At 72.3% G+C, this 20,100-nt stretch carries 16 protein-coding genes, 1 tRNA gene and 1 riboswitch; of the genes, 9 read left to right on the top strand and 8 right to left on the bottom strand.

The window, feature by feature from the left end; all coding sequences use genetic code 11:
• The first annotated feature begins 24 nt into the window (after positions 1-24).
• Positions 25-1,212 (top strand): cytochrome P450, encoded by a 1,188-nt coding sequence (locus tag B056_RS0103065; RefSeq protein WP_018500434.1) that lies wholly within the window; start codon positions 25-27, stop codon positions 1,210-1,212.
• On the opposite strand, the gene B056_RS0103060 is transcribed toward B056_RS0103065, so the two are convergent.
• Positions 1,202-2,260 carry a TIGR03617 family F420-dependent LLM class oxidoreductase gene (locus B056_RS0103060; RefSeq protein ID WP_018500433.1) on the bottom strand — a complete coding sequence of 353 codons (1,059 nt, stop codon included), beginning with the start codon at positions 2,258-2,260 and terminating at the stop codon, positions 1,202-1,204. The two genes, B056_RS0103065 and B056_RS0103060, sit on opposite strands and share 11 nt — an antisense overlap.
• A gap of 289 nt (positions 2,261-2,549) precedes the next feature.
• Between B056_RS0103060 and B056_RS0103055 the strand changes: the two genes are divergently transcribed.
• Both B056_RS0103055 and B056_RS0103050 read left to right on the top strand, forming a co-directional pair.
• A complete protein-coding gene (locus tag B056_RS0103055; RefSeq protein WP_230202796.1) occupies positions 2,550-3,086 on the top strand; it encodes a hypothetical protein in 537 nt (178 codons plus the stop codon).
• A 591-nt stretch (positions 3,087-3,677) separates the two neighbouring features.
• Positions 3,678-4,976, top strand: a complete 1,299-nt coding sequence (locus B056_RS0103050; RefSeq protein ID WP_230202812.1) for a pyridoxal phosphate-dependent decarboxylase family protein — start codon at positions 3,678-3,680, stop codon at positions 4,974-4,976.
• A gap of 112 nt (positions 4,977-5,088) precedes the next feature.
• Here the strand turns inward: B056_RS0103050 and B056_RS0103045 are convergent, their stop codons facing one another.
• The 4 genes from B056_RS0103045 to B056_RS0103025 all read right to left on the bottom strand — a co-directional run bounded on the left by B056_RS0103045 (position 5,089) and on the right by B056_RS0103025 (position 7,181).
• A complete protein-coding gene (locus B056_RS0103045) occupies positions 5,089-5,733 on the bottom strand; it encodes an NAD(P)-dependent oxidoreductase (RefSeq protein WP_018500430.1) in 645 nt (214 codons plus the stop codon).
• A gap of 270 nt (positions 5,734-6,003) precedes the next feature.
• A tRNA-Ser gene (locus tag B056_RS0103035) sits at positions 6,004-6,090 on the bottom strand.
• 34 nt (positions 6,091-6,124) lie between these two features.
• On the bottom strand, positions 6,125-6,595 hold the full coding sequence (tadA, locus tag B056_RS34875) for a tRNA adenosine(34) deaminase TadA (RefSeq protein ID WP_051105528.1): 471 nt from the start codon (positions 6,593-6,595) through the stop codon (positions 6,125-6,127).
• 100 nt (positions 6,596-6,695) lie between these two features.
• Positions 6,696-7,181: a tRNA adenosine deaminase-associated protein gene (locus tag B056_RS0103025; protein ID WP_020572285.1), complete on the bottom strand. Its 486-nt coding sequence runs from the start codon at positions 7,179-7,181 to the stop codon at positions 6,696-6,698.
• 362 nt (positions 7,182-7,543) lie between these two features.
• Between B056_RS0103025 and B056_RS0103020 the strand changes: the two genes are divergently transcribed.
• From B056_RS0103020 to B056_RS0103010, 3 genes are all read left to right on the top strand, one after another.
• Complete coding sequence (locus B056_RS0103020) at positions 7,544-8,797, top strand: MurT ligase domain-containing protein (RefSeq protein ID WP_018500427.1); 1,254 nt, start codon at positions 7,544-7,546, stop codon at positions 8,795-8,797.
• Positions 8,794-9,546, top strand: a complete 753-nt coding sequence (locus tag B056_RS0103015) for a type 1 glutamine amidotransferase (RefSeq protein WP_018500426.1) — start codon at positions 8,794-8,796, stop codon at positions 9,544-9,546. Before B056_RS0103020 ends, B056_RS0103015 begins: the two co-directional genes overlap by 4 nt.
• Before the next feature lie 107 nt (positions 9,547-9,653).
• A complete protein-coding gene (locus B056_RS0103010; protein WP_026239264.1) occupies positions 9,654-10,322 on the top strand; it encodes a PHB depolymerase family esterase in 669 nt (222 codons plus the stop codon).
• 953 nt (positions 10,323-11,275) lie between these two features.
• On the opposite strand, the gene B056_RS0103005 is transcribed toward B056_RS0103010, so the two are convergent.
• Positions 11,276-12,232 carry a C40 family peptidase gene (locus tag B056_RS0103005; protein ID WP_018500424.1) on the bottom strand — a complete coding sequence of 319 codons (957 nt, stop codon included), beginning with the start codon at positions 12,230-12,232 and terminating at the stop codon, positions 11,276-11,278.
• A 160-nt stretch (positions 12,233-12,392) separates the two neighbouring features.
• Positions 12,393-12,569: riboswitch (cyclic di-AMP (ydaO/yuaA leader) on the bottom strand.
• A gap of 947 nt (positions 12,570-13,516) precedes the next feature.
• Entirely contained in the window at positions 13,517-13,906 is a 390-nt protein-coding gene (locus B056_RS0103000; protein ID WP_018500423.1) for a hypothetical protein, read from the bottom strand.
• Positions 13,907-15,378: 1,472 nt separating this feature from the next.
• Here B056_RS0103000 and B056_RS0102995 point away from each other — a divergent pair.
• Positions 15,379-17,190 carry a DUF4139 domain-containing protein gene (locus B056_RS0102995; protein WP_018500422.1) on the top strand — a complete coding sequence of 604 codons (1,812 nt, stop codon included), beginning with the start codon at positions 15,379-15,381 and terminating at the stop codon, positions 17,188-17,190.
• 73 nt (positions 17,191-17,263) lie between these two features.
• Here the strand turns inward: B056_RS0102995 and B056_RS0102990 are convergent, their stop codons facing one another.
• The gene (locus tag B056_RS0102990; protein WP_018500421.1) at positions 17,264-17,644 is read right to left on the bottom strand and encodes a hypothetical protein; all 381 of its coding nucleotides are present in this window, start codon (positions 17,642-17,644) and stop codon (positions 17,264-17,266) included.
• A gap of 157 nt (positions 17,645-17,801) precedes the next feature.
• Between B056_RS0102990 and B056_RS0102985 the strand changes: the two genes are divergently transcribed.
• Both B056_RS0102985 and B056_RS0102980 read left to right on the top strand, forming a co-directional pair.
• On the top strand, positions 17,802-18,611 hold the full coding sequence (locus B056_RS0102985; RefSeq protein WP_018500420.1) for a hemerythrin domain-containing protein: 810 nt from the start codon (positions 17,802-17,804) through the stop codon (positions 18,609-18,611).
• Positions 18,612-18,848: 237 nt separating this feature from the next.
• A complete protein-coding gene (locus B056_RS0102980; protein WP_035749943.1) occupies positions 18,849-20,057 on the top strand; it encodes a PP2C family protein-serine/threonine phosphatase in 1,209 nt (402 codons plus the stop codon).
• The last annotated feature ends 43 nt before the right edge of the window (positions 20,058-20,100 follow it).

Here is a 20,100-nt window from a genome sequence, read left to right as displayed (position 1 = left end):
TTCTGAGCACAGAAGGGCTCAACCGTGACGGAAGACCTGTACTGGGACCCGTTCGACAAGGTCATCGACGTCGACCCGCATCCGCTGTGGCGCCGGCTGCGGGACGAGGCACCGGTCTACCGCAACGAGAAGCACGACTTCTACGCGCTCTCCCGGCACGCGGACGTGGACGCCGCCCATGTCGAACCCGAGACGTACAGCTCGGCGCACGGCACGGTCCTCGAACTCATGGGGCCGGAGCCGTTCACCACCGGACAGATCATCTTCATGGACCCACCCACCCACACCCTGCTGCGCGTCCTGGTCTCGCGGGCGTTCACGCCGCGCCGGGTCGGCGGGCTCGAGGGGAGCATCCGCGAGATCTGCGCGGAGCTGCTGGATCCCCGGATCGGCGGCGGCGGGTTCGACTACGTCCAGGACTTCGCCGCCCTGCTTCCCTCACTGGTCATCTCCAAGCTCATCGGCGTCGACGACGCCGACCGGGAGGAGATCCGGCAGACGATCGACCAGACCTTCCACATCGAGGAGGGCAAGGGGATGATCAACGATGTCTCCTTCGCCGCCCAGATCAAGCTGCACACCTACTTCTCCGAGCAGATCGACGCGCGGCGCACGGCCCCGCGTGACGACATGATGACCGGCCTGGCCGAGGCCGAGATCACCACCGACGAGGGCACCCGCCGGCTCACCACCTCCGAGGCCGCCGACTTCACCAACCTGCTCGTCGCCGCCGGCACCGAGACGGTCGCCCGGCTGCTCGGCTGGGCCGGGGACCTGCTCGAGGCCCACCCGGACCAGCGCGCCGAGCTGGTCGCCGACCCGTCGCTGCTGGGCAACGCCGTCGAGGAGACGCTGCGCTACGAGTCGCCCTCCCCGGTCCAGGGCCGGGTGAACCTGCGCGAGGTCGAGCTGCACGGCACCACGATCCCGGCCAAGTCCAGGATCCTGCTGCTCACCTCGTCGGCGAACCGTGACGAGCGCAAGTACCCGGACGCCGACCGCTACGACATCCGGCGCAGGTTCGACAGCCACCTGGCCTTCGGCCGCGGCCCGCACTTCTGCCTCGGCGCCGCGCTCGCCCGGATGGAGGGCCGGATCGCGCTGGAGGAGACCCTGCGCCGCTTCCCGGACTACGAGGTCGACCGGGACAACGCCGTGCGCCTGCACACCAGCACCGTGCGCGGCTACGAGAAGCTGCCGATCAAGGTCTGAGCGAGCCCTCCCGGGCCCCGCCGGGCACATGCCACGCGGGGCCCGGGATCGCCTGGATGGCGGCCAGGGTCTCCCGGGTCTGCTCCGGGCCGAACGACGGCGGCGGCGTGAACGTCGTGCGGGTGGCCAGGCCGCCGAGGCGCTCGGCGATGCGGGCGGGGACGTCCGCCGGGGCCGCGACGATGCCGAAGGCCTCGACGACCTCGTCGTCGATCAGGGCGGCCATGTCGGTCCACCGGTTCCGCCGGGACAGCGTGGTCAGCTCGCTGCCGAGGTCGCCCCAGCCGTGCAGCTCGAGCACGGGCCGGTAGGCCGGGGTCGACCCGTAGAACGAGATCTGGGCGCGCATCCGCGCCAGCCCCTCGGTGATCTCCTGGTCGGTGCCGGTGGCCACGAACCCGCCGGCGATGACGTCGAAGCCGTCCAGCGTGCGGCCCGCCCGCTGCCGGCCCGCCAGCAGCGCGGGAATGGTGTGCTCACGGATCCAGCGCGGGCTGGTGAACCAGTGGCACAGGAACCCGTCGGCGACCTCGCCCGCGACCCGGGTCATGCCGTCCCCGACGCCGGCGAGGAGCACCGGGGGCGGCCCGTGGGGGTGCGGCTTCGGGACGAACGCCGGCGGCATCAGCGTGTGTCGGTAGTACTCGCCCTCGAAGGCGAGCGGGGTGCCCTCCGACCAGGACGACCAGATCGCGCGCAGCGCCAGGACGAACTCGCGCAGCTGCGGCGCCGGCCGGCCCCACGGCATCGAGTAACGACGGGTGATGTGCGCCTTCACCTGCGAGCCGAGGCCGAGCCGGAGCCGCCCACCGGAGAACGCGTGCAGGTCGTGCGCGGTGTACGCCAGCGACATCGGGGAGCGCGCCAGTGCGACCGTGATCGAGGTGCCCACCCCGACCGTGGACGTCGCGTCCGCGGCGAGGGTCAGCGGGAGGAACGGGTCCTGGTTCACCTCGCCGGTCCAGACCGCGTCGTAGCCTGCGGCCTCCGCGGCGCGGGCCTGGCCGGCGGCGGCGTCCAGCGTGCCCAGGGTGCTGTCGACCTTCACGCTGCCGCCTCCCGGGTGGCTCTGCTGTCCTTGAAAGCCAGCTGTCCTGAAAGCTAGCTGTCCTGCAAGCTAACAGCGGGCGCCGTCCGGTGCCGTGATTACCCGCGAGACCCGCGCGGCCGTGGCCCGGCCGGTGGCCGAAAGAAAAACAATTCATTCGCCGCGACCTGCGTGAACGCGTTCCGGGACGCGGGCGGTCCGGACGCCGACGTTTAGTGCGGAGTGATTGGCGCAGAACGGCACGGGTGGGGCGCGCGCTCCATGACGCACACCGGAGGAAGGAACGCGAATGAGAAGAATGACCCGGGCGAGGAGAGCGATCTCGATCGCCGTGCTCGTGGCGACGGGGCTGTTGGTCGGATCGGTCGCGACCGCGTCCTCCGCCGGTGCCGCGCCGGCGGCCGTGGTGGAGGGATTCTCCACGCCGGTTTCGGGCCGGAACGGGACCACCGCCTTCGACGGCACCTTCACCACCACGGGATTCGAGCAGCGCGCCGGTGAGCTCGTCGCGCTGGGCACCGTCACCGGAACGGCCACCGACACCGCGACCGGTGCCACCGAACCGGTGAGCCAGGCCGTCGCGACACCGGTGACCGCCGCGGCGACCCCGCTCGGCTGCGACGTCCTGAACCTGGTACTCGGACCGCTTCACCTGGACGTCCTCGGCCTGGTGGTCGACCTCAACCAGGTGGTTCTGAACATCACCGCGCAGGCCGGGCTCGGGAATCTGGTGGGGAACCTGCTCTGCGGCGTGACGAACCTGCTCGACGTGCTGGGCGTGACGCAGCTGCTCAACATTCTGAACCTCCTGCTCGGCCTCTCCTGAGCGCCGCCGGTACGTGACCGGCGCCGAGCGTTGGAGGACCGCGGGGACCCGGTGTCCGGCCGTCGCGCCGCCCGGGTCCCCGCCGCGGCGCCAACCCACCCGGGCCCGGGTGGCGGGCCTTCCGGCGGTGTGTCACAGGTGGGCTCGGGGCCGGCAAAGACCGGATTCGGACAACGGTTCTTCATTTCCGCATGGCGGTGCGACCGAGCCCCGATCAGCCGGTATGTTGTGCCCCTGAACGCGGTGATCCCCGGTACCCCGGCGGTCACCGGTCCTCATCGTGGAGGTGTCTCATGAAGCGCATCGGAATGATCGTCATGCTGGTTGCTCTCGTTGGCGGCGGTTTCCTCGTGCGGCGTCAGCGCGGCAACTAGGGCGATCGCCGTCCACCAGGCGGGTATTTGTCCGTCCGGTGTCACCGGCGCTGCCCGGTGATCGTTGGATTGGTCCAGTACGCGCGCTGGTGTGATCCTTTCGGCAACGCTCCGGCGGAGACCTAGACTGCGCCGGGTGCACCCATTCGATGTGCCGATCTTCGGCGCGCAGCGCCCGGAGCTCGTCCAGGCGGTGGTGGATTACGCCCGCACTCGGATGAGTCTCGATCCCGTTCCGCTGGACGGGCCGAGCCCACCGGCCGAGCTGGCCGCGCGGGCCGGGCGCACGATCACCCCGGAGGGCATCGGCGGCCTGGCCGCCCTGCGGGTGTTCGACGAGGTGCTGTCGCGTGCCTGTATCTCGGCGGACCACCCGCGCAACCTCGCCTTCATCCCGGCCGCGCCGACCCGGGCGGCGATCCTGTTCGACCTGGTGGTCGGCGCCTCGTCGATCTACGGCGGGAGCTGGCTGGAGGGCGGCGGCGCCGTCCACGCCGAGAACGAGGCGCTGCGCTGGCTGTCCGACCTCGTCGGCTTCCCGGCGGGGGCCGGCGGGGTGTTCGTTCAGGGCGGGACGGTCGGCAACGTCTCCGCGCTCGTCGCCGCGCGGCACGCCGTCCGGGCACGCCGGGCGGCCCGTGGGCTCTCCCCACCGCCGCGCTGGCGGTTCCTGTGCGGCTCCGAGGCGCACTCCTCGCTGCGCCAGGCGGCCGAGGTGATGGACGTCGACCTGGTGGTCGTCCCGACCGACGAGGGCGGGCGGCTGACCGGCGGGGCGGTGGCCGCGGCGCTCGACGAGCTCGCCGGTGACGGCGGGGTGTTCGCCGTGGTGGCCACCGCCGGCAGCACCCAGTTCGGGATCGTCGACGACATCCGCGGTGTCGTCGACGCCTGCCGCCGGCACCAGGTCTGGGTCCACGTCGACGGGGCCTACGGCCTGGCGGGTGCCGCCGCCGCGTCCGTGCGGCACCTGTTCGACGGCATCGAGGATGCCGACTCCTTCATCGTCGACCCGCACAAGTGGCTGTTCGCGCCGTTCGACGCCTGCGCGCTGGTGTACCGGGACCCGGCCGCGGCCCGGGCCGCCCACGCGCAGCAGGCGGGCTACCTGGAGGTACTCGACACGCCCGGGGCCTGGAACCCCTCGGACTACGAGGTCGGGCTCTCCCGGCGGGCCCGCGGTCTGCCGTTCTGGTTCTCGCTCGCCACCTACGGGACCCGCGCGTACGGCTCCGCGGTCGAGCGTTGCCTGGCGACCGCGCGGACGGCGGCCGAGCACATCCGGGCCCTGCCGTTCGTGGAGCTCGTGCGCGAACCGGAGCTCTCGGTCGTCGTGTTCCGCCGCCTTGGCTGGCCGGCGGAGAACTACCACCGGTGGACGGAACGACTGCTCGCCGAGGGGCTCGCGTTCGTGACCCCGACCGTGCACCGGCAGGAGACGGTCACCCGGTTCGCGATCGTCAATCCGGCGACCACGCCGGAGGACATCGACCTGATTCTCGCCACCATGGTCTGAACGCCGGAACGGGTCTCACCGGCGGTTGTGGCCGGGCCTCCGACCGGAGTTCGGCCGGAGGCCCGGCTTTCCCTGTCGAGCTACCGAGCTACCGAGCTTGTCGGGCGGGCGGTCAGTACCCCACCGTGTAACGCTTGTTGCGGAACCGCGGCTTCTCCGCCTCGTCCAGGACGGCGAACGCGAAATCCTCGTACGAGATCCCGATGTTGCCCTGGGCGTCGGTCACCGGGCGGTCGCCGGCCGTGCGGTAGGCCTCCCGCCGGCGGCCCGGACCGAAGTTGCGCGGCGGCGGGGTGACGTAGGTCCACTTGAGGTTGTGCTTGGCGGCCCGCAGCACGTCGAGCGCGTCGGCCTGGTCGAGGGCCTCCTTGCGCTCGGCCGCGGGGAATTCCTGGGTGTCGACGATGCGCTCGCCGTCGGCGTTCTCCAGCAGCCCGCCGTTGCCGACGTGGATGACCGCGGGTGCCTTGGCGCCCAGCTTGTTCGCCACCTCGACGACCGCGCGCGCGGTGTTCGCGTGCTCGGGCCGGGCGGAGCCGGCGAGGGCGACCACGACCACGTCCGCGTTCTGCGCCTGCTGCTGGACCGTGTCGCGCGAGGTGAAGTCCCCGGTGACGGCGTTGGCCTGGCGGGGAACCCCCTTCAGCGCGTTCTGGTCCTGGTCGACCGCCGTGACCTCGTGGCCGCGCTTGACGGCTTCGGCGACGATGGACCGGCCTACCTGACCACCGGCACCGAGAACAACGATCCTTGCCATTCCTGACCTCCGGATTCGGATGACGCAGCGACCGTGGAGATATCGATCCGCTGGCGGAACGACGGTGGCATGGTCACGGATCGTTACCTTGCGCATCGACTATGACACGCTCCGGAGTCAACGCAACTCGACTTTGTTGGCGACCGGGGTTTGCGATCGGGAACAGCGATCCGCTGGAAGGGGTGACCGGGATCGGAACTGAAGACCGGAACAGGCAAACGCCGGGCAGACGACTGGTGCGTCTACCCGGCGTTTCGCTTGCTACCTGGGCGGTGGAGGTGGGATTTGAACCCACGGAGGGGTTGCCCCCTCACACGCTTTCGAGGCGTGCGCCCTCGGCCACTAGGCGACTCCACCGCGGGCTAGCTTACGCGACGTCGTCCTGGTCCGGTTAGTCGGGGGTGCGCGGACGGCGCGTGTCGCGGCGTTGCGTCCGCCGGTCGGCGAAGAAGGCGGCGAGCTGCTCCGAGCACTCCTGCCCGCGCACGCCCGCGACGACCTCGGGGCGGTGGTTCAACCGCCGGTCGCGGACGACGTCCCACAGGGAGCCCACGGCGCCGGCCTTGTCGTCCACGGCGCCGTAGACGAGCCGGTCCACCCGGGCCAGGACGAGCGCCCCCGCGCACATGGTGCACGGCTCCAGGGTCACCACCAGGGTCGCCCCGCTCAGGCGCCAGGAGCCCAGCCGGGCCGCCGCCCGGCGCAGCGCCACCACCTCGGCGTGCGCGGTCGGGTCGCCGGCGGCCTCACGCGCGTTGTGGCCACGACCGAGGACCGCCCCGTCCGCCGCCACGACGACCGCGCCGACCGGAACGTCCCCGGCGGCCCTGGCGAGATCGGCCTCGGCCAGGGCGAGCCCCATCGCCTCCCGGTAGCCGTCCGCCGCCGGTACGCGGGTGACCGCCGCCGGCGCGCCGGTACTCGCGACCGGCAGGCCGGCGGCGGCCACCGGCGAGCGGGTGTCAGCCACGGACCTCGTCGAAGATCTCCCCGGCGCCGGCCCGCTCGCTGACCGCGCTGATCACGTCGGCGGGCAGCATGCCCTCCTCGGCGATCAGCTCCAGCAGCGCCTCCGTGTTCGTCCCGAGATCCGCCAGCAGGTCGAGGTCGCCGACGGGTGACGCCTGGCCAACCGGGGCGTCGTCCTCCGCGTCGTCCTCCAGCGCCACCATGGACGGGAGCGCGTCGGCGAAGAGCCGCTCGGCGTGGTCGGAGCTCAGCAGGACCCGGCGGTCCGAGAGGAAGACCTTCGGATCGGGGTCCTGTGCGCCGATGCGCACGATGGCCAGGTACTCGTCGTCCTCCTCCACGAACGCGATGACCGTGCCCGAGGAGAGGTCGTGCATGGCGTCGACGAGTGCGTCGAGATCCTCCATGTCGGCGATGTCGAGGTCGTGAGCCGTCCATCGCTCGCCGTCACGGGCGATCGCTATCCCCTTAGTGGTCACTGTCTGTCCTCACGTCCCTTCCCGCCGGGTCCTCACGTGTCCTCACGTGATCTGTGCGTCCGCCGACCCGGGGTGATGCCCCATCACTTCTGTGATTCTCACCTCTGGGCGTCCTACTCATCCACCTGGGGCTGTGGTTGCCCGCTCATGAGTGCTCCCGAACCCCCGGCCGGGGGTTCGGGCCCGGGCTGGGTCCTACCCACTCGGCGCCGCCCCCGCCACGGGTGCGGGCCGGCCGCGCCTGCCGCGAACAGCCCGCGGGTACCGGCGAACGGCCCCGCGCATACCGCGAACCGCGTGAACGGCGCACAGCGCGGGGTGGGCACCGGTGGCGGGCGCGGGCATGGCAATCTGGAGGAGCGATGATGACCTCTCAGCCACGCCGCCGGCTCTCCGCCCGTACCCAGGCCGCGCTCGCCGTCGAGCGGTTGGCCGCCACGGCGTCCCGCCGTCTCGGCCGGGGTTCGGGCGAGATGATCGGCGGCAAGCTCGCCCTGCGGATCTCACCGAACGCGCTGGCCGAGGTCGGTTCGAACCGGCTCACGGCGTGCGTCTCGGCCACGAACGGCAAGACGACCACCACCCGCCTGCTGGCCCGCGCGCTGGGGACCCTCGGCCCGGTCAAGTCGAACAGCGGCGGCGCGAACATGGCGCCCGGCGTGATGGCGGCGCTGTCCAAGCCGCCCTACGACGCGGCCGCGGCCCTCGAGGTCGACGAGATCTGGCTGCCCAAGGTGGCGCGGGCGATCGGGCCGCGGGTGGTGCTGCTGCTCAACATCTCCCGCGACCAGCTCGACCGGTCCAACGAGACGCGGCGCATCGCGGCGCTCTGGCGCGAGCTGGGCGCCGACCTGCGCGACACCGTCGTCGTCGCGAACGTGGACGACCCGCTGGTGGCCTGGTCGGCGATGACCTGGTCCCGCCAGATCTGGGTGTCGGCGGGGCAGAACTGGACCGCCGACGCGATGGTCTGCCCGCAGTGCGCCCGGCTGCTGCACCGCAACGCCACCGGCTGGTGGTGCGAGTGCGGCCTGGCCCGCCCGGAACCGATCGTCTCCGTCGCCGGGCTGGGCGAGCTGATGTGGTTCGGGCGGCGCATTCCCGCGCACATCGACCTGCCCGGGCGGGTGAACCTCGCGAACGCGGCGATGGCCGCCGCCGCCGCGCGCGAGTTCGGCGTCGACGTCGAGGACGCGCTCGCGGCGATGCGTGGCATCGGTGACGTCCAGGGCCGCTACCAGGAGGTGCCGCTGGGCCCCGACGGGAAGCGGGCCCGCCTGCTGCTCGCGAAGAACCCGGCCGGCTGGGTGGAGATGATGGAGCTGCTCAACACCGCCCCACCCCGCCCGGTACTGATCGACTTCAACTCGCAGACGGCGGACGGGCGCGACCCGTCCTGGATCTGGGACGTCCCGTTCGAGCGGCTCGCCGGCCGCCAGGTGCTCGTCACCGGAGGCCGCAAGGAGGACATGAGCGTGCGGCTCGCCTACGCCGAGGTGCCCCACACCGTGCACGCCGACGCCGAGGACGCCGCGACCGCGGCGGACGACAAGGCACTGGACGTCGTCGCGAACTACACCGCCTTCCGCGACCTGCTCGTGCGGACGACCCGGTGAGCCGCGAGTCGGCGACCCGGATCGCCCTGATCTACCCGGAGCTGCTCGGCACCTACGGTGACGGCGGCAACGCGATCGTGCTCGCCCAGCGGCTGCGCTGGCGTGGCCTGCGGGCCGAGATCGTCGAGGTGCCGGCCGGCGAGGTGGTCCCGGCCGACTGCGACATCTACCTGCTCGGCGGCGGCGAGGACGAGCCGCAGATCCTGGCCGCGGACGGCATGCGCCGCAACCGCTCGCTCTCGCGCGCGGTGTCCGGGGGCGCGGCGGTGCTCGCCGTCTGCGCCGGCTACCAGGTGATCGGGGCGAGCTTCCCGGCCGGCAACGGCCGGGTCCACGAGGGCGTCCACCTGGTGGACATGGAGACCCGCCGCTCGTTCGACCCGCCGGACGCCCCGCCGCCCCCGCGGGCCGTCGGTGACATCGTGGTGGAGCCCGACCAGCGGCTCGGCCTGCCGACGCTGTACGGGTACGAGAACCACGGCGGGCGCACCCGCGCGCTTCCCGGGTCCCGGGGCATCCCGCTCGGCACGGTGCGCCTCGGCGTCGGCGACGGCACCCCCGCGCGCACCGACGGCATCGTCGACGGGAAGGTCATCGGCACCTACCTGCACGGGCCGGTGCTGGCCCAGAACCCGGCCCTGGCCGATCTGCTGCTCACCTGGGTGCATGGCTCGCTGGCCCCGCTGGACGCCCCGGTCGAGGCGGACACGCTGCGCCGGGCACGGGCGCGGGCACTCGCCGGGGGCTGACCGGGCGCCCGCCGGTGCCGGCCGGGGGCTGGGAAGTGCCACCGGCGTCGTCCCGCCCGGGTCCGCGTTGACGCGCTGGGCTGAATTCGGCGATTTCCTGGTGCCGGGTGTGGTTCGGTTGGATCGTGGCGTCGAATCCCCTTGCCGGCTGGTGGGGCAAGAACAAGAGAAACGTGATCATCGCCGGGGTGGCACTTGTGGCCATCTGGTGGCTCGTCGCGGCCAATGGCCGTCCCAAGGTCGAACGGGTCACAATCCCGGATGGCTATCCGTCGGCCGACCGGGAGCTGCTCGTTCAGGCGGACTCCAAACCGAACGACCCGTTGCCCCTGGTAATCATCCTGCACGATGACAATACGGATGCGAGTTCACTGGAACACGACAGTGGCGCGTCGTCGCTGGCGAACCGCCGTCACTTCGCGCTCGCCTTCCCGGAGGCGGTCGCCGGTACCTGGCGGCTCGACGACCCTAACGGAGCGGACCAGCAGTACCTGCGCGACGTCGTCCGTTACATGGACGAGGAGCGCACCGACATCGACCTGAATCGGGTTTACGTCTGGGGTATCGGGGAGGGCGCCCGGCTCGCCCTGCTCGCGGCCTGCTCGCCCGGCCCCCCCGTCTACGCGGCGGTGGGCGTCGTGGGACAGTTCGAAGCAGAGCCTGGCCCCACCTGCGACACCGTCGCCCCGCACGGGCGGGTCGCCGAGACGAACTGGAACAAAAAGGTCTCCAGCACGCTGTGGGACTTCTCCCGCGACCTTCGCCGGAAGGTCTGACCGGCTCGGTTCGGTGCACTGACTAGACAGTTCGCGCTAGTAGCAAAGAACTAGTCATTTAATGGATCGGGCGGCCGTTGGTCCTGTCGGGGACGGCTCGCTGGCCATTTCGGGGCTTGTGCCTGCCGCGGTGCTGTGTGTTCGCCGCGGCGAGGGGCCGCCCTTGGAGTCTTCCCGGAGCCCCGGCCGCCGCACCCGCGAGGGTGGAGCGGCCGGGGCCCGAGCGGTCCGTCGACGTCGCCGGGAGGGGGGGTAACGGCCCCGACGGACCAGCGGGCGGCCGGAAGGTTTACGGGGGTCCGCTGGCCGCCGGCCCGATGGGGGGGGGGATCGGACAGACGGCCAGCGGAGTCCGGGGCCTTCCGGCCGGACGGACGTCAGATGGGGGGGGATCTGACGTCCGTCCCACCGGAAGGATCGCGGAGCGGTGGGGTGTGGTTGACTTTTGTGTGGGTTTGCGTTGGGTGACGGGTTGGTCTGAATGGGGTTTTGCTGCCCGGTAGTGGCAGTCTGACCGGCTAAAGCTACATCTACGCTACTTATGCCGAAGTAGAATGATGCCGCAACGGCCTACTGCTCATGGCCGTCAACCGGCCCGATGAAGGCGTCACGTAGTGAAACCGTCACGAAAGGTGCTGGAGTCTGTCCACGGAAGTACTACCCCGGTCGTTGCGGGGCACGGACGTTCCGTGAGACAGCTCGTTCCGAGTGGACGCGACGACGATGGTCCGGCACAGGGGACCTGGTCAGCTCCGGAAGACCCGCCGGGTCGGGGTTGATCCCGACAACCCCGACCCGGCGGCGGAGCCGGGCGCGATCGGAGGGGGAGATCGCGCTGCGGCTCGTTCCGGGGGACGGGGCGTCCGTATCCTGGCAGCCCCGTCCGAGCGGTGCGTGGGCTTGTGGAACGACCGACGTCGAGAACAGCCAGTCTTCTTGCCGGGCCGCCCTGCTTAGGGGATGCGGCCGACCGAGTACGAGGTCGTGTAGATCGTCTGAAGCTTGACGACGTCACCACTGTGCGGCGCGACCCACATCTTGCCGTCGCCGGCGTAGATGCCGACGTGGTAGATGTTGCCGGGAGCCCCGAAGAAGATCAGGTCGCCGGGCGCCTTGTTGTACTGGGAGATCCGCGTGGTGGCGGCGTACTGCGCGTCGGTGGTGCGCGGCACGCTCTTGCCGAGCTGCCGGTACACGTACTGCACCAGACCGGAGCAGTCGAAGGAGCTGGGGCCCTCGGCGCCGTAGACGTACGGCTTGCCGGCCTGTAGCGAGGCCAGGTAGACGGCCTTCTCGCCGATGGTGCTGGCCGGCAGGTTGACGCTGACCACCGGGGTGCTGACGTTCACGCCCGTGCGGTCCGCGCTGCGTGAGGCCTGCGCGGGCACCGGCGGCGGAGCCGGGCGGACGTGCAGCGTGGCGTCGTTCTCCGAGTGCGCCGACTGGAGGGCGTCAGTCCCGTCGAAGATCGCCGTGACGTTCGTGGTGGTCAGCACCTTGGCGGTGTACGACGCGAAGCCGCGGTCGTCCGTGGTCAGGTGCAGGAAGGTGGCCCACCCGGTCGGCAGCTTGACCTGGACCTTGATGAGCTGGTCCGCGAGCGGGGCCTGCGTCTCCTCGTTGTAGAGCGAGAAGCCGATGTTGACGGGCTCGTCCGCGTTGACCGTGACCTCGGGGTTCGTCACGCGCAGGCCGACGTCGATCTTCGACGAGAGAGTCGGCGCGGAGATGTCCGTGGTGGCGTCGAGAACGGTTCCGGACCCGCCGCCGGTCGCGGTGGCGGCCTGGATGGCTCCGTCGACCGCCAGCCGGGACCCGATCTGGGTCGCGAGCGTCATCGGAGCGGTGTTCGTGCCGTCGTCCAGCGCGACGTCCGAGTTCACATCCTGGGCGCACCCGGCGAGTGCCACCCCGGAGACCGCGACGGTTCCGGTGGTGATGGCCGCGACGGTGCGGGCCCTGGCTCTGGCTCGGCTGGACGCCGTGGGGGCGGACGGCGCACGGTGGCGACCGCGCCCTTCCTGCCGGCGTCTCTCAGCATCAAGCTGCACACTTTGCGCAGACAACGTTGCGTTCCTTCCCGTACGCCTGCGAGGTGAGCTGTCGGGTTCGGGCTGGGCTGCCCGGTCCATAGCGCGACCTTCACGCGATGGACTTCACCCCTAGGCCAGCGCCGTGTCGTGGCGCCAGCCGGTGGAGGTGGGTCCCCCGCTCCTGCCCGTGGTGACGACTCGGAGGGGACACCAGGACCGCGGGCAGGATTCGGCGTTCGGTCCGGTGTTGTCGTGACGTCGGAAGCGAGACTAGTCCACACGGATGGTGCGGGTAAACACTAGTCCTCCTCAACTACGTCGAGTGTGCAAAGAAGGGCCCCTTGCGGCGCCGCATCTGCCCAGGTCAGGAGGGGTGCTGAGCTTCCGGTCACGTTTTTGTGCGGCCACACGAGGATCACGTCCCAACACGTTAGGTGACCAGAACTTCCTGGCTTGTGCGGGGGTTCCCAGCCTCGGCGGACCGAGCCGGTACCACCCGCCGGGCCGCTCGCGCGCCCGGTTCACTCCGTCCCCGGCCCGTCTCTTCCCGGCGGGATCCGGCGGCCGCGGACTACCGGGAGGCCCGACCCCCGGCCACCTTCACCGTGCACGTGTCACCGCGCACGTGGGACGTGAACGGAGCTCCTGGGACCGTTGAAACGGACCGGCGCGGTGCCGCCGGCCGGGAGAGCCTCCCGGGAGCCGCGTCGGGCGCCAGCCCGCAGGCGCCGCCGCCGCGGGCCGCCGCGGGCTGGCGTGGGCTGGCGTGGACCGCCGTGGGCTGGCGTGGGCTGGCCTTGACGCGCAGCGGGCCCTCGCGTGGGACGGGCCCAGCCGCCCTCGCCCTTTGTCGCCGGGCTCGCCCTTTCAGAGGCCAATCCGGCCTGATTCCGCCCCGAAGGGCGAGGCCGCCACCAAACGGCGAGCTGGACGCCGGTGGCGAGCGCGCCGCGGCCCGCCACGAACGGCGGCCGGCCGCTCACGGGCCGGGCTTCACGGATCGGGTTCCATCGAGCCGGCCGCTCCGCGGGCCGGGCTCACCAGGCCAGCCGCTCACCAGGCCAGCCGCTCACCAGGCCAGCCGCTCACCAGGCCAGCCGCTCACCGGGCCAGCCGCTCACCGGGCCAGCCGCTCACCGGGCCGGGTTCAGCGGGCTCGGTTCAGCGGGTCCGGCCGTTGCGGCGGCTCAGGAAGCCGGAGCTGTTGAGGACCTGGAGCTCGATCTCGAGCTGCTTCACCTCGGGCGGCAGCGAGCGGTAGCTGCCCTGCAGGGCCTCGACGGCCGCGCGGGCATGTTCGGCCAGGTCGTCCAGGGCCTGCTGGCGCTGGCGCATCCGGGCCCGCTCCTCCTGGATGGTCCGGACCGTGTCCTCCTGCCACTGCCGGGTCCGGATGAGGTGCTCACCGGCGTCCGCGGCCTGGCGCTCGGCGTCCTCGAGCCGGCTCAGCAGGGCGTCCAGGGCCTCGAGCCGGCTCGCCAGCTCGGCCATCAGGTCCTCGCGGTCGGGCAGGACGGAGATCTCGTGGTGCCGCGGGCGTGGGTGTGTCATGCCCGGCTCCGACGGCTGGCAGTGGCGCCGGGCCGGCCCGGGGGCGTCGTGGCGCGGTCCGGCAAGGCGTGGGATGTGCGCCACCGCGCCGCTCGCGACCGTCGCCGAAGTTCCGACACGGTTGGTTACGTTAGTCGACGCATCGGGTTTCCGGCATGCGGTCCGCCGGATCCGGCCGGTGGCCAACAGAAGGCGACGGAGACAGGTGTCACGTAACGGGTGTCGACCAACGGATACCCCCGTCCGCCCGGGATCAACCCGACTTGCCGAGCGGGCGGACGACGTTCGGACTCGATACCAACAACATGCCGTATCGCCACGGGATGCGGTCGAGGGGCGTCGGAGGTGGATCCGGTCGGTCTCGGCCATGGGTCGCACCGACGATGATGATTACTGTGAGTAGTATCTCTGGTTCCGGTGTCCGGCGTGCCGTGCTCTGCGGCACCCGGGAGACGCGGCATGCGCGGTGTACGGAGCGCGATTCCGTTGGTCTGCTGGAACGGGCCTGTTGGGTACCTCGGCGCCATCGGTGAGATCGTCGGACAATCGAATCGGGCGGCGGGAATCCGGTACGTTCTCGATCTCTGCCCAGAACAGCTACACGCAGCGCTGATCGGATCGATGCCTATCCGAGCGGCTGATGACCCGCGGTCGGATGCTCCCGGCTGGGCCGATTTGGGGTGATCTCCTCCTCTGTTCCGGGTGAGCCGAACTACGGTGTCGGGACATCGATTCGACGACCTGGGCCGGGCGGCCCGGGGCCAGCGCCGGGTGGCGTCGCAATGACCGGTCGCCGGCGCGGTCCGTGATCGGGAGCGAGGCTGTGGCGAAGCCCGGGGATCAGCCGAGGGGTTACCCGGAGGGTGAGTTCCGTTAGGCAATCCCGGTGGTGCGCCAGCTGTTGTTCCGGGCTCGGTGGAGCGCCGAACGGGCCGGTCCCCTCGAGGGTCTGATCGACGTCCGCCGGGTATTTCCGCGGCTGCGGAATATGGCCGGCAGCGGTCCCGCCGCTCCGGCGGCCGGGTATGGCGCGAATGACCCCCCCGGGCGAGCGGTCCCGCCGGCCCGGGCCCGTCGGCGGTCGGGCCGGCGCGGGGCCTGCCGCCGGCCACACGGTGACGCAAGGTCATGACCGCGGAGGATCCGGCAGCGGTCCGCCGTCTGGCGTACACGTAAAAGTGATCTTGATGTCGGTGGCTCGCCCCGCCGGGCGGGACGGGACCGGCCGCCGGGACGGCCGCCGCCGGCCGCCGATCCCCGGCTTGTGGCGGCGGGAGCGGTCCTGGTCGCCGGGACCGTGGCGCACCTTCCGGGCCCGCCTGGACGGGCGGACCCCAACGGGCCCCGGCTCCGGCGCGGCTCCGGCCCCCGAGCGCGGCTCCGGCCCGAGGTAGCCCCCGGCGGCCCCGGTCGGCGGCGAGATCAGCGGTGTCCCACGGGGACAGCGCGGTCGCCGACCGTATGGTGTCCGGATGATGTCCAGGGCGGACGGAACACCCGACATTCCCGCCGCGCCGGCGGGCGAGCCCACGGGCCGCCCGGCGGGCGCGCCGCCCGCGCTGATCCTCGACGCGCCGATCAGTGCGGTGGTCGTCTATCCCACCGCCGCACGCGTGACCCGTCGTGGCCGGTTCGACGTCGCGACGCTCGGTTCGCAGTCGGGGCGGGTGGAGGTGACGCTCGGCGGGCTGCCGCTCGAGCTCGACGAGGACTCGGTCCGAGTCAGCGGTACCGGCTCCGCGCGGGTCATCGGGGTGCGGGTCGTCTCCCAGGCCCGGGCGACCCCCGATGCCGGTGCCCTCGCGGACCTGCGTGCCCGTCAGGCCGAGCTGCGCGCGCGGCTGGCCGAGATCGGCGACGAGGACGAGACCGAGCGGGCCCGCCGCTCCTTCCTCGACGTGGCCGCCCGGGTGGGCGCCGGCGCGCTCGCCCGCGGCTGGGCCCACGAGGGCACCGACCGCCAGGGGAGCGGAGGCGGTTCTGACGGGCCGGGGGACGCCGCCGCCCGGCTGATCACCGTCGGCGACGCGCTCGCGGCGCAGATGTCGGCCGTCCACGCCCGCCGGCGGGCGCTCGCCGAGCTGCGGCAGGAGACGGAGCGGGAGCTGGCCGTGCTCGGCCGGGTCATCGAAGCCCGCCAGGCGCGGCCCGAGCCGGACACCCGCGCGATCATCGTCGACCTCGAGCCGTCGACGGCCACCGGTGACCCGTCGGACAGCCCGGCCGACGACCCGTCGGAGAGTCCGGAGCGCCCGGCCGGCGGCCCGGCAGCCGCCGGGACGGTCTCACCGGTGGACCTGGAGGTCTCCTACCTGGTCCGTTCCGCTTCCTGGAGATCCGGCTACGACGCCCGACTGGACGGCGAGCGGGTCACCCTCACCTGGTTCGCGATGATCAGCCAGCGGACGGGCGAGGACTGGCCCGTGACGGACCTGCTGCTGTCCACGGCCCGTCCGTCCAGCGGCGTGGACCTGCCCGAGCTGAGCCCGCGGTACGTCGACATCGCCCGCCCGCGGGTCCTTGCCCGGGGGCGTTCCAAGGCGAGGGCGTCCGCCGAAGGCCTGGCCGGCGGCGGCGGCGAAACGACCTTCATGCCGGCGGCGATGGCGGCGCCGGCACCGGCCGCGCCGCCGATGGTCGCCGCCGAGGCCACGCTGGAGTCGGCCGGTCCCGCGTCGACCTACCGCCCGCCGCGGCCGGTGGCGGTACCCGCCGACGGGGACCCGCACCGCACCACCGTGGCCGTGATCGAGCTTGACGCGGTCCTCGACCACGTCACCGTGCCCAGGCTCGCCGCCGAGGCCCTGCTGCGCGCCGCGGTCGTGAACACCTCGCCGCACACGTTGCCGGCGGGTAAGGCGTCGATCTTCCACGGCCCGGAGTTCGTCGGCACCACGCGCCTGCGGCTCGTCCCGCCCGGGGGGGAGCTGGAGCTCCGGCTGGGGGTGGACGACCGCGTCAGGGTGGAGCGCGAGCTGGTCAGCCGGGTCACCGGCCGGCGGGTGGTCGGCAACACCCGGCGGACGGACGTCGTCCACCGCACGACCGTCACCAACCACGCGCCACTGCGGGCCCGGGTCACCGTGCGCGACCAGGTGCCGGTCTCCCGGCACGAGAACATCCAGGTCAAGGAGGTCGAGGCCACTCCCGCCGCCGCCGAGCACACCGATCTGGGGCTGCTGACCTGGGAGCTGGAACTCGAGCCGGGCTCGAACCGCGAGATCACGCTGTCCTACCGGCTCGAGCACCCCCGCGGTGTGGAGATCACCGGCTGGGGCGACTGACGCGGCCGGTGCCGGGGGCCGTTGCCCCGCGGGCGGTCGCCAGGGGAGACCGGGAGCCGGGGGAGCCGGGCGGTCAGCGCGGGAGAGCGGCGGTGGAGGCGTCGAGCCCCCTGGTCCAGCCGCCTTCCCTGATCTGGCCGTTGTCGCCGATGATGGCCCAGTCGATCACCGCCGCGGCCGGGATGACGACGGGGCTGCCCATCCGGACGTGGAGCAGCGCGGGATGGGCACCGTCGTTGAGGCTCCGGCCGCGGATCGAGTGGATGTCCGGCCAGGACGACACGATGGCCCACAGCGCCTCCACGCCACCGGGGACGGACATCCGGTGGCGCACGATCAGGTGGCCCAGAGGTGGGAGCTCCTGGCGGATGAGAAGACTGCGAGCGTGGCCGAGCCGCGAACGGGCGGCGATGATCGCCTCGCTCAGTGGGGTGGGGGCGACGCTGCCGAGCATGTACTGAACAGTAGCCGAAACCCTCCGTACCGTAGGCATGGTCTTGTAAGGACTGGGAAAAATGTGTGATTCGGGTGGACGACAGCCGCTGGATGTGTAAGCGGCGTGATGCGGTCGGATACGCGTCGGCGTAGCCTGGTGCCACGGGAGGTCTGCAATGGCCGACAGCAGCAGAACGGACCACAGCGACCACAACGATCAGGGCAGTCACGACGCTCGGAACGGCCACGACGATCAGGGCGAGCGCGGCACGCGCGGCGATCCGGAGGGCCGGGGCCGTTCCCTGGCCGGTCTGGTCCACGCGGCGCACCGGGATGCCAGTGATCTCCTCGACCTCGCGGGCCGGGCCCAGGTGCTCCCCGCGGACCCCCGGCAGACCCTGCACGCCAGTGACGTGGCGGTCGCGGCCTTCAGCGCCCACCTGAGCGTCATGGAGAGCGTCGTGTACCCGCAGGCGGCCCGACTCGTCCCGCGTGGGCGGGCCCGGACGGCGGCGCTGCGCGGGCTGGCGCGCGAGGCGGCGGCGGTGATGCGCGGGATAGAGCAGTACGTCCAGGGGGACCTGAACCGGCCGGGCCGCGGCCTGGCCGAGCTGCGCGCCGACCTGACCGATCTGGCCATCGCCCACGCCCGCGCCGAGGACCAGCTGCTCGACGAGCTCGAGTCCGTCCTCTCCGAAGCCCGGCGCCGCCGACTGCGCACCGACTTCGAGCGGGCCATGCGGCGGGCGCCCACCCGGCCCCACCCGCACCTCGGGCACGGGTCGAGCCGCTCAAGCCGGCTCGCGGCCCGCGCGGCCGGGCACTGGGATCATCTGCTCGACACGATGGACGCCCGGGCGGTGGCGGGCCGGCCGATCCGCGCGCCGGCGCCCGCCGGCCTGTGGGGCTGGTACCTGCTGGGTCGCCCGACCGCGGACCAGCCACCGCGGGAGCCGATCCGCCACGCCGGCACGACTGTCCCCTGACCGTTTCGTACCGTCCCGCCCGGATCGGGCCGTCCCGCTGTCACCAGATGGTGAGAACTACCTGACCTTGGCGCGTTCGAGCATGTTCGCGGAGTGTGATTCGGCGTTCCATCGTTCGCGTGGCCCTTTCGTCATGCCATGCTGCGAAGTCCGGGCGCAGCCCGACATGGGTCGGTTATGCCTGATCCGACATCTGTACGAGACCTGTCGTTGACCTGTCGTCCCTGCCGAGGAGATGTGTCCGGAAGCGAGAGCCTTGCCGTGCGGCCGCCGGTGGCCGGTACGGAGGGCGTGGAAGGTGTGAGCTGGGCGGTCCTGCTGGTCGAGGATGACGACACCGATGCGTTCCTGGTGTCCGAGCTCCTCGACGAGGTGGCCGCCCCGCTCAGGCTCACCCGGGTGCGGACGGTCGCCGAGGCGATCCTCCACACCCGGAAGGCCGCGTGCGTCCTGCTGGACCTCGGGCTGCCGGACAGCGAGGGCCTGTCGGCCCTGCGCCGGCTGCTCGCCGTCGAGCGGGGCGCGCCGGTCGTCGTCCTCACCGGCCTGGTGGACGAGTACCGCGGGGCCGAGGCCGTCGCGGCCGGCGCCCAGGACTACCTGGTCAAGGGCCAGGTGGACGGGCGCGACCTGGTGCGCGCCGTCCGGTACGCCATCGAGCGGGAGCGGGCGGACACCGCGGCGCTCGCACTGCGCGAGTCGGAGCTGCAGGCCGAGGAGAAGGCACGCCTGGAGCGGGGGCTGCTCCCCAGGCCACTGGTGGACGACCCGACGCTGGACCACCGGGCCCGCTACCGGCCCGGTCACCGGCAGGCCCTGCTCGGCGGCGACTTCTACGACATGGTGTCGACGTCGGACGGCACGGTCCACGTCCTGCTCGGCGACGTCTGCGGCCACGGGCCGGACGAGGCCGCGCTCGGGGTGAGCCTGCGCATCGCCTGGCGCACCCTGGTGCTGGCCGGCGTGCCGGACGCCGACCGGCTGGGCTTCCTGCAACAGGTCCTGGTCAGCGAGCGGGAACGGGACGAGATCTTCGCGACGGTCTGCGAGCTGGCGATCGCGCCGGACCGGCGCAGCCTGCGGATGACCCTCGCCGGGCATCCGCCGCCCGCACTGCTGTTCCCGCGGATCGCCGCGCTGCGCGGTGACGTGGTCGTGCCGGCGCTGGGCATCCTCGACGAGGTGGTGAGTGACGAGGTGACCATCGAGCTCGGCGAGCGCTGGGCGCTGCTGCTGGCGACGGACGGCCTGCTGGAGGGTCGCGACGGCGAGGGCGGGGAACCGCTGGGCTGGGAGGGCGTGCTGCCCGAGGTGGCCCGGCTGTGGCCCGAGCGCGGGCCGGACGGCCTGCTCGACGACCTGATCGACCGCGTGGAGGAACGCAACGGCGGCCCGCTGACCGACGACGTGGCGCTGCTGCTGCTCATCCGGGGGCAGGTCCCGTGAGCGACCAGACCCCGCCGCCGGCCGAGTCCGAGCCCCGGCCCGA

It is taken from the genome of Parafrankia discariae, from assembly GCF_000373365.1.
GTDB lineage: Bacteria > Actinomycetota > Actinomycetes > Frankiales > Frankiaceae > Parafrankia > Parafrankia discariae.
Note: the sequence above shows the minus strand (reverse complement) of the source record. Positions and strands in the feature narration are given on the sequence as shown.

Coding starts and splice junctions, on each gene's coding strand:
- B056_RS0103055 (WP_230202796.1), top strand. CDS start 2,550: ATGAGAAGAATGACCCGGGCGAGGAGAGCGATCTCGATCGCCGTGCTC.
- B056_RS0103050 (WP_230202812.1), top strand. CDS start 3,678: ATGAGTCTCGATCCCGTTCCGCTGGACGGGCCGAGCCCACCGGCCGAG.
- B056_RS0103045 (WP_018500430.1), bottom strand. CDS start 5,733: ATGGCAAGGATCGTTGTTCTCGGTGCCGGTGGTCAGGTAGGCCGGTCC.
- tadA (WP_051105528.1), bottom strand. CDS start 6,595: ATGGGGCTCGCCCTGGCCGAGGCCGATCTCGCCAGGGCCGCCGGGGAC.
- B056_RS0103020 (WP_018500427.1), top strand. CDS start 7,544: ATGATGACCTCTCAGCCACGCCGCCGGCTCTCCGCCCGTACCCAGGCC.
- B056_RS0103000 (WP_018500423.1), bottom strand. CDS start 13,906: ATGACACACCCACGCCCGCGGCACCACGAGATCTCCGTCCTGCCCGAC.
- B056_RS0102995 (WP_018500422.1), top strand. CDS start 15,379: ATGATGTCCAGGGCGGACGGAACACCCGACATTCCCGCCGCGCCGGCG.
- B056_RS0102990 (WP_018500421.1), bottom strand. CDS start 17,644: ATGCTCGGCAGCGTCGCCCCCACCCCACTGAGCGAGGCGATCATCGCC.
- B056_RS0102985 (WP_018500420.1), top strand. CDS start 17,802: ATGGCCGACAGCAGCAGAACGGACCACAGCGACCACAACGATCAGGGC.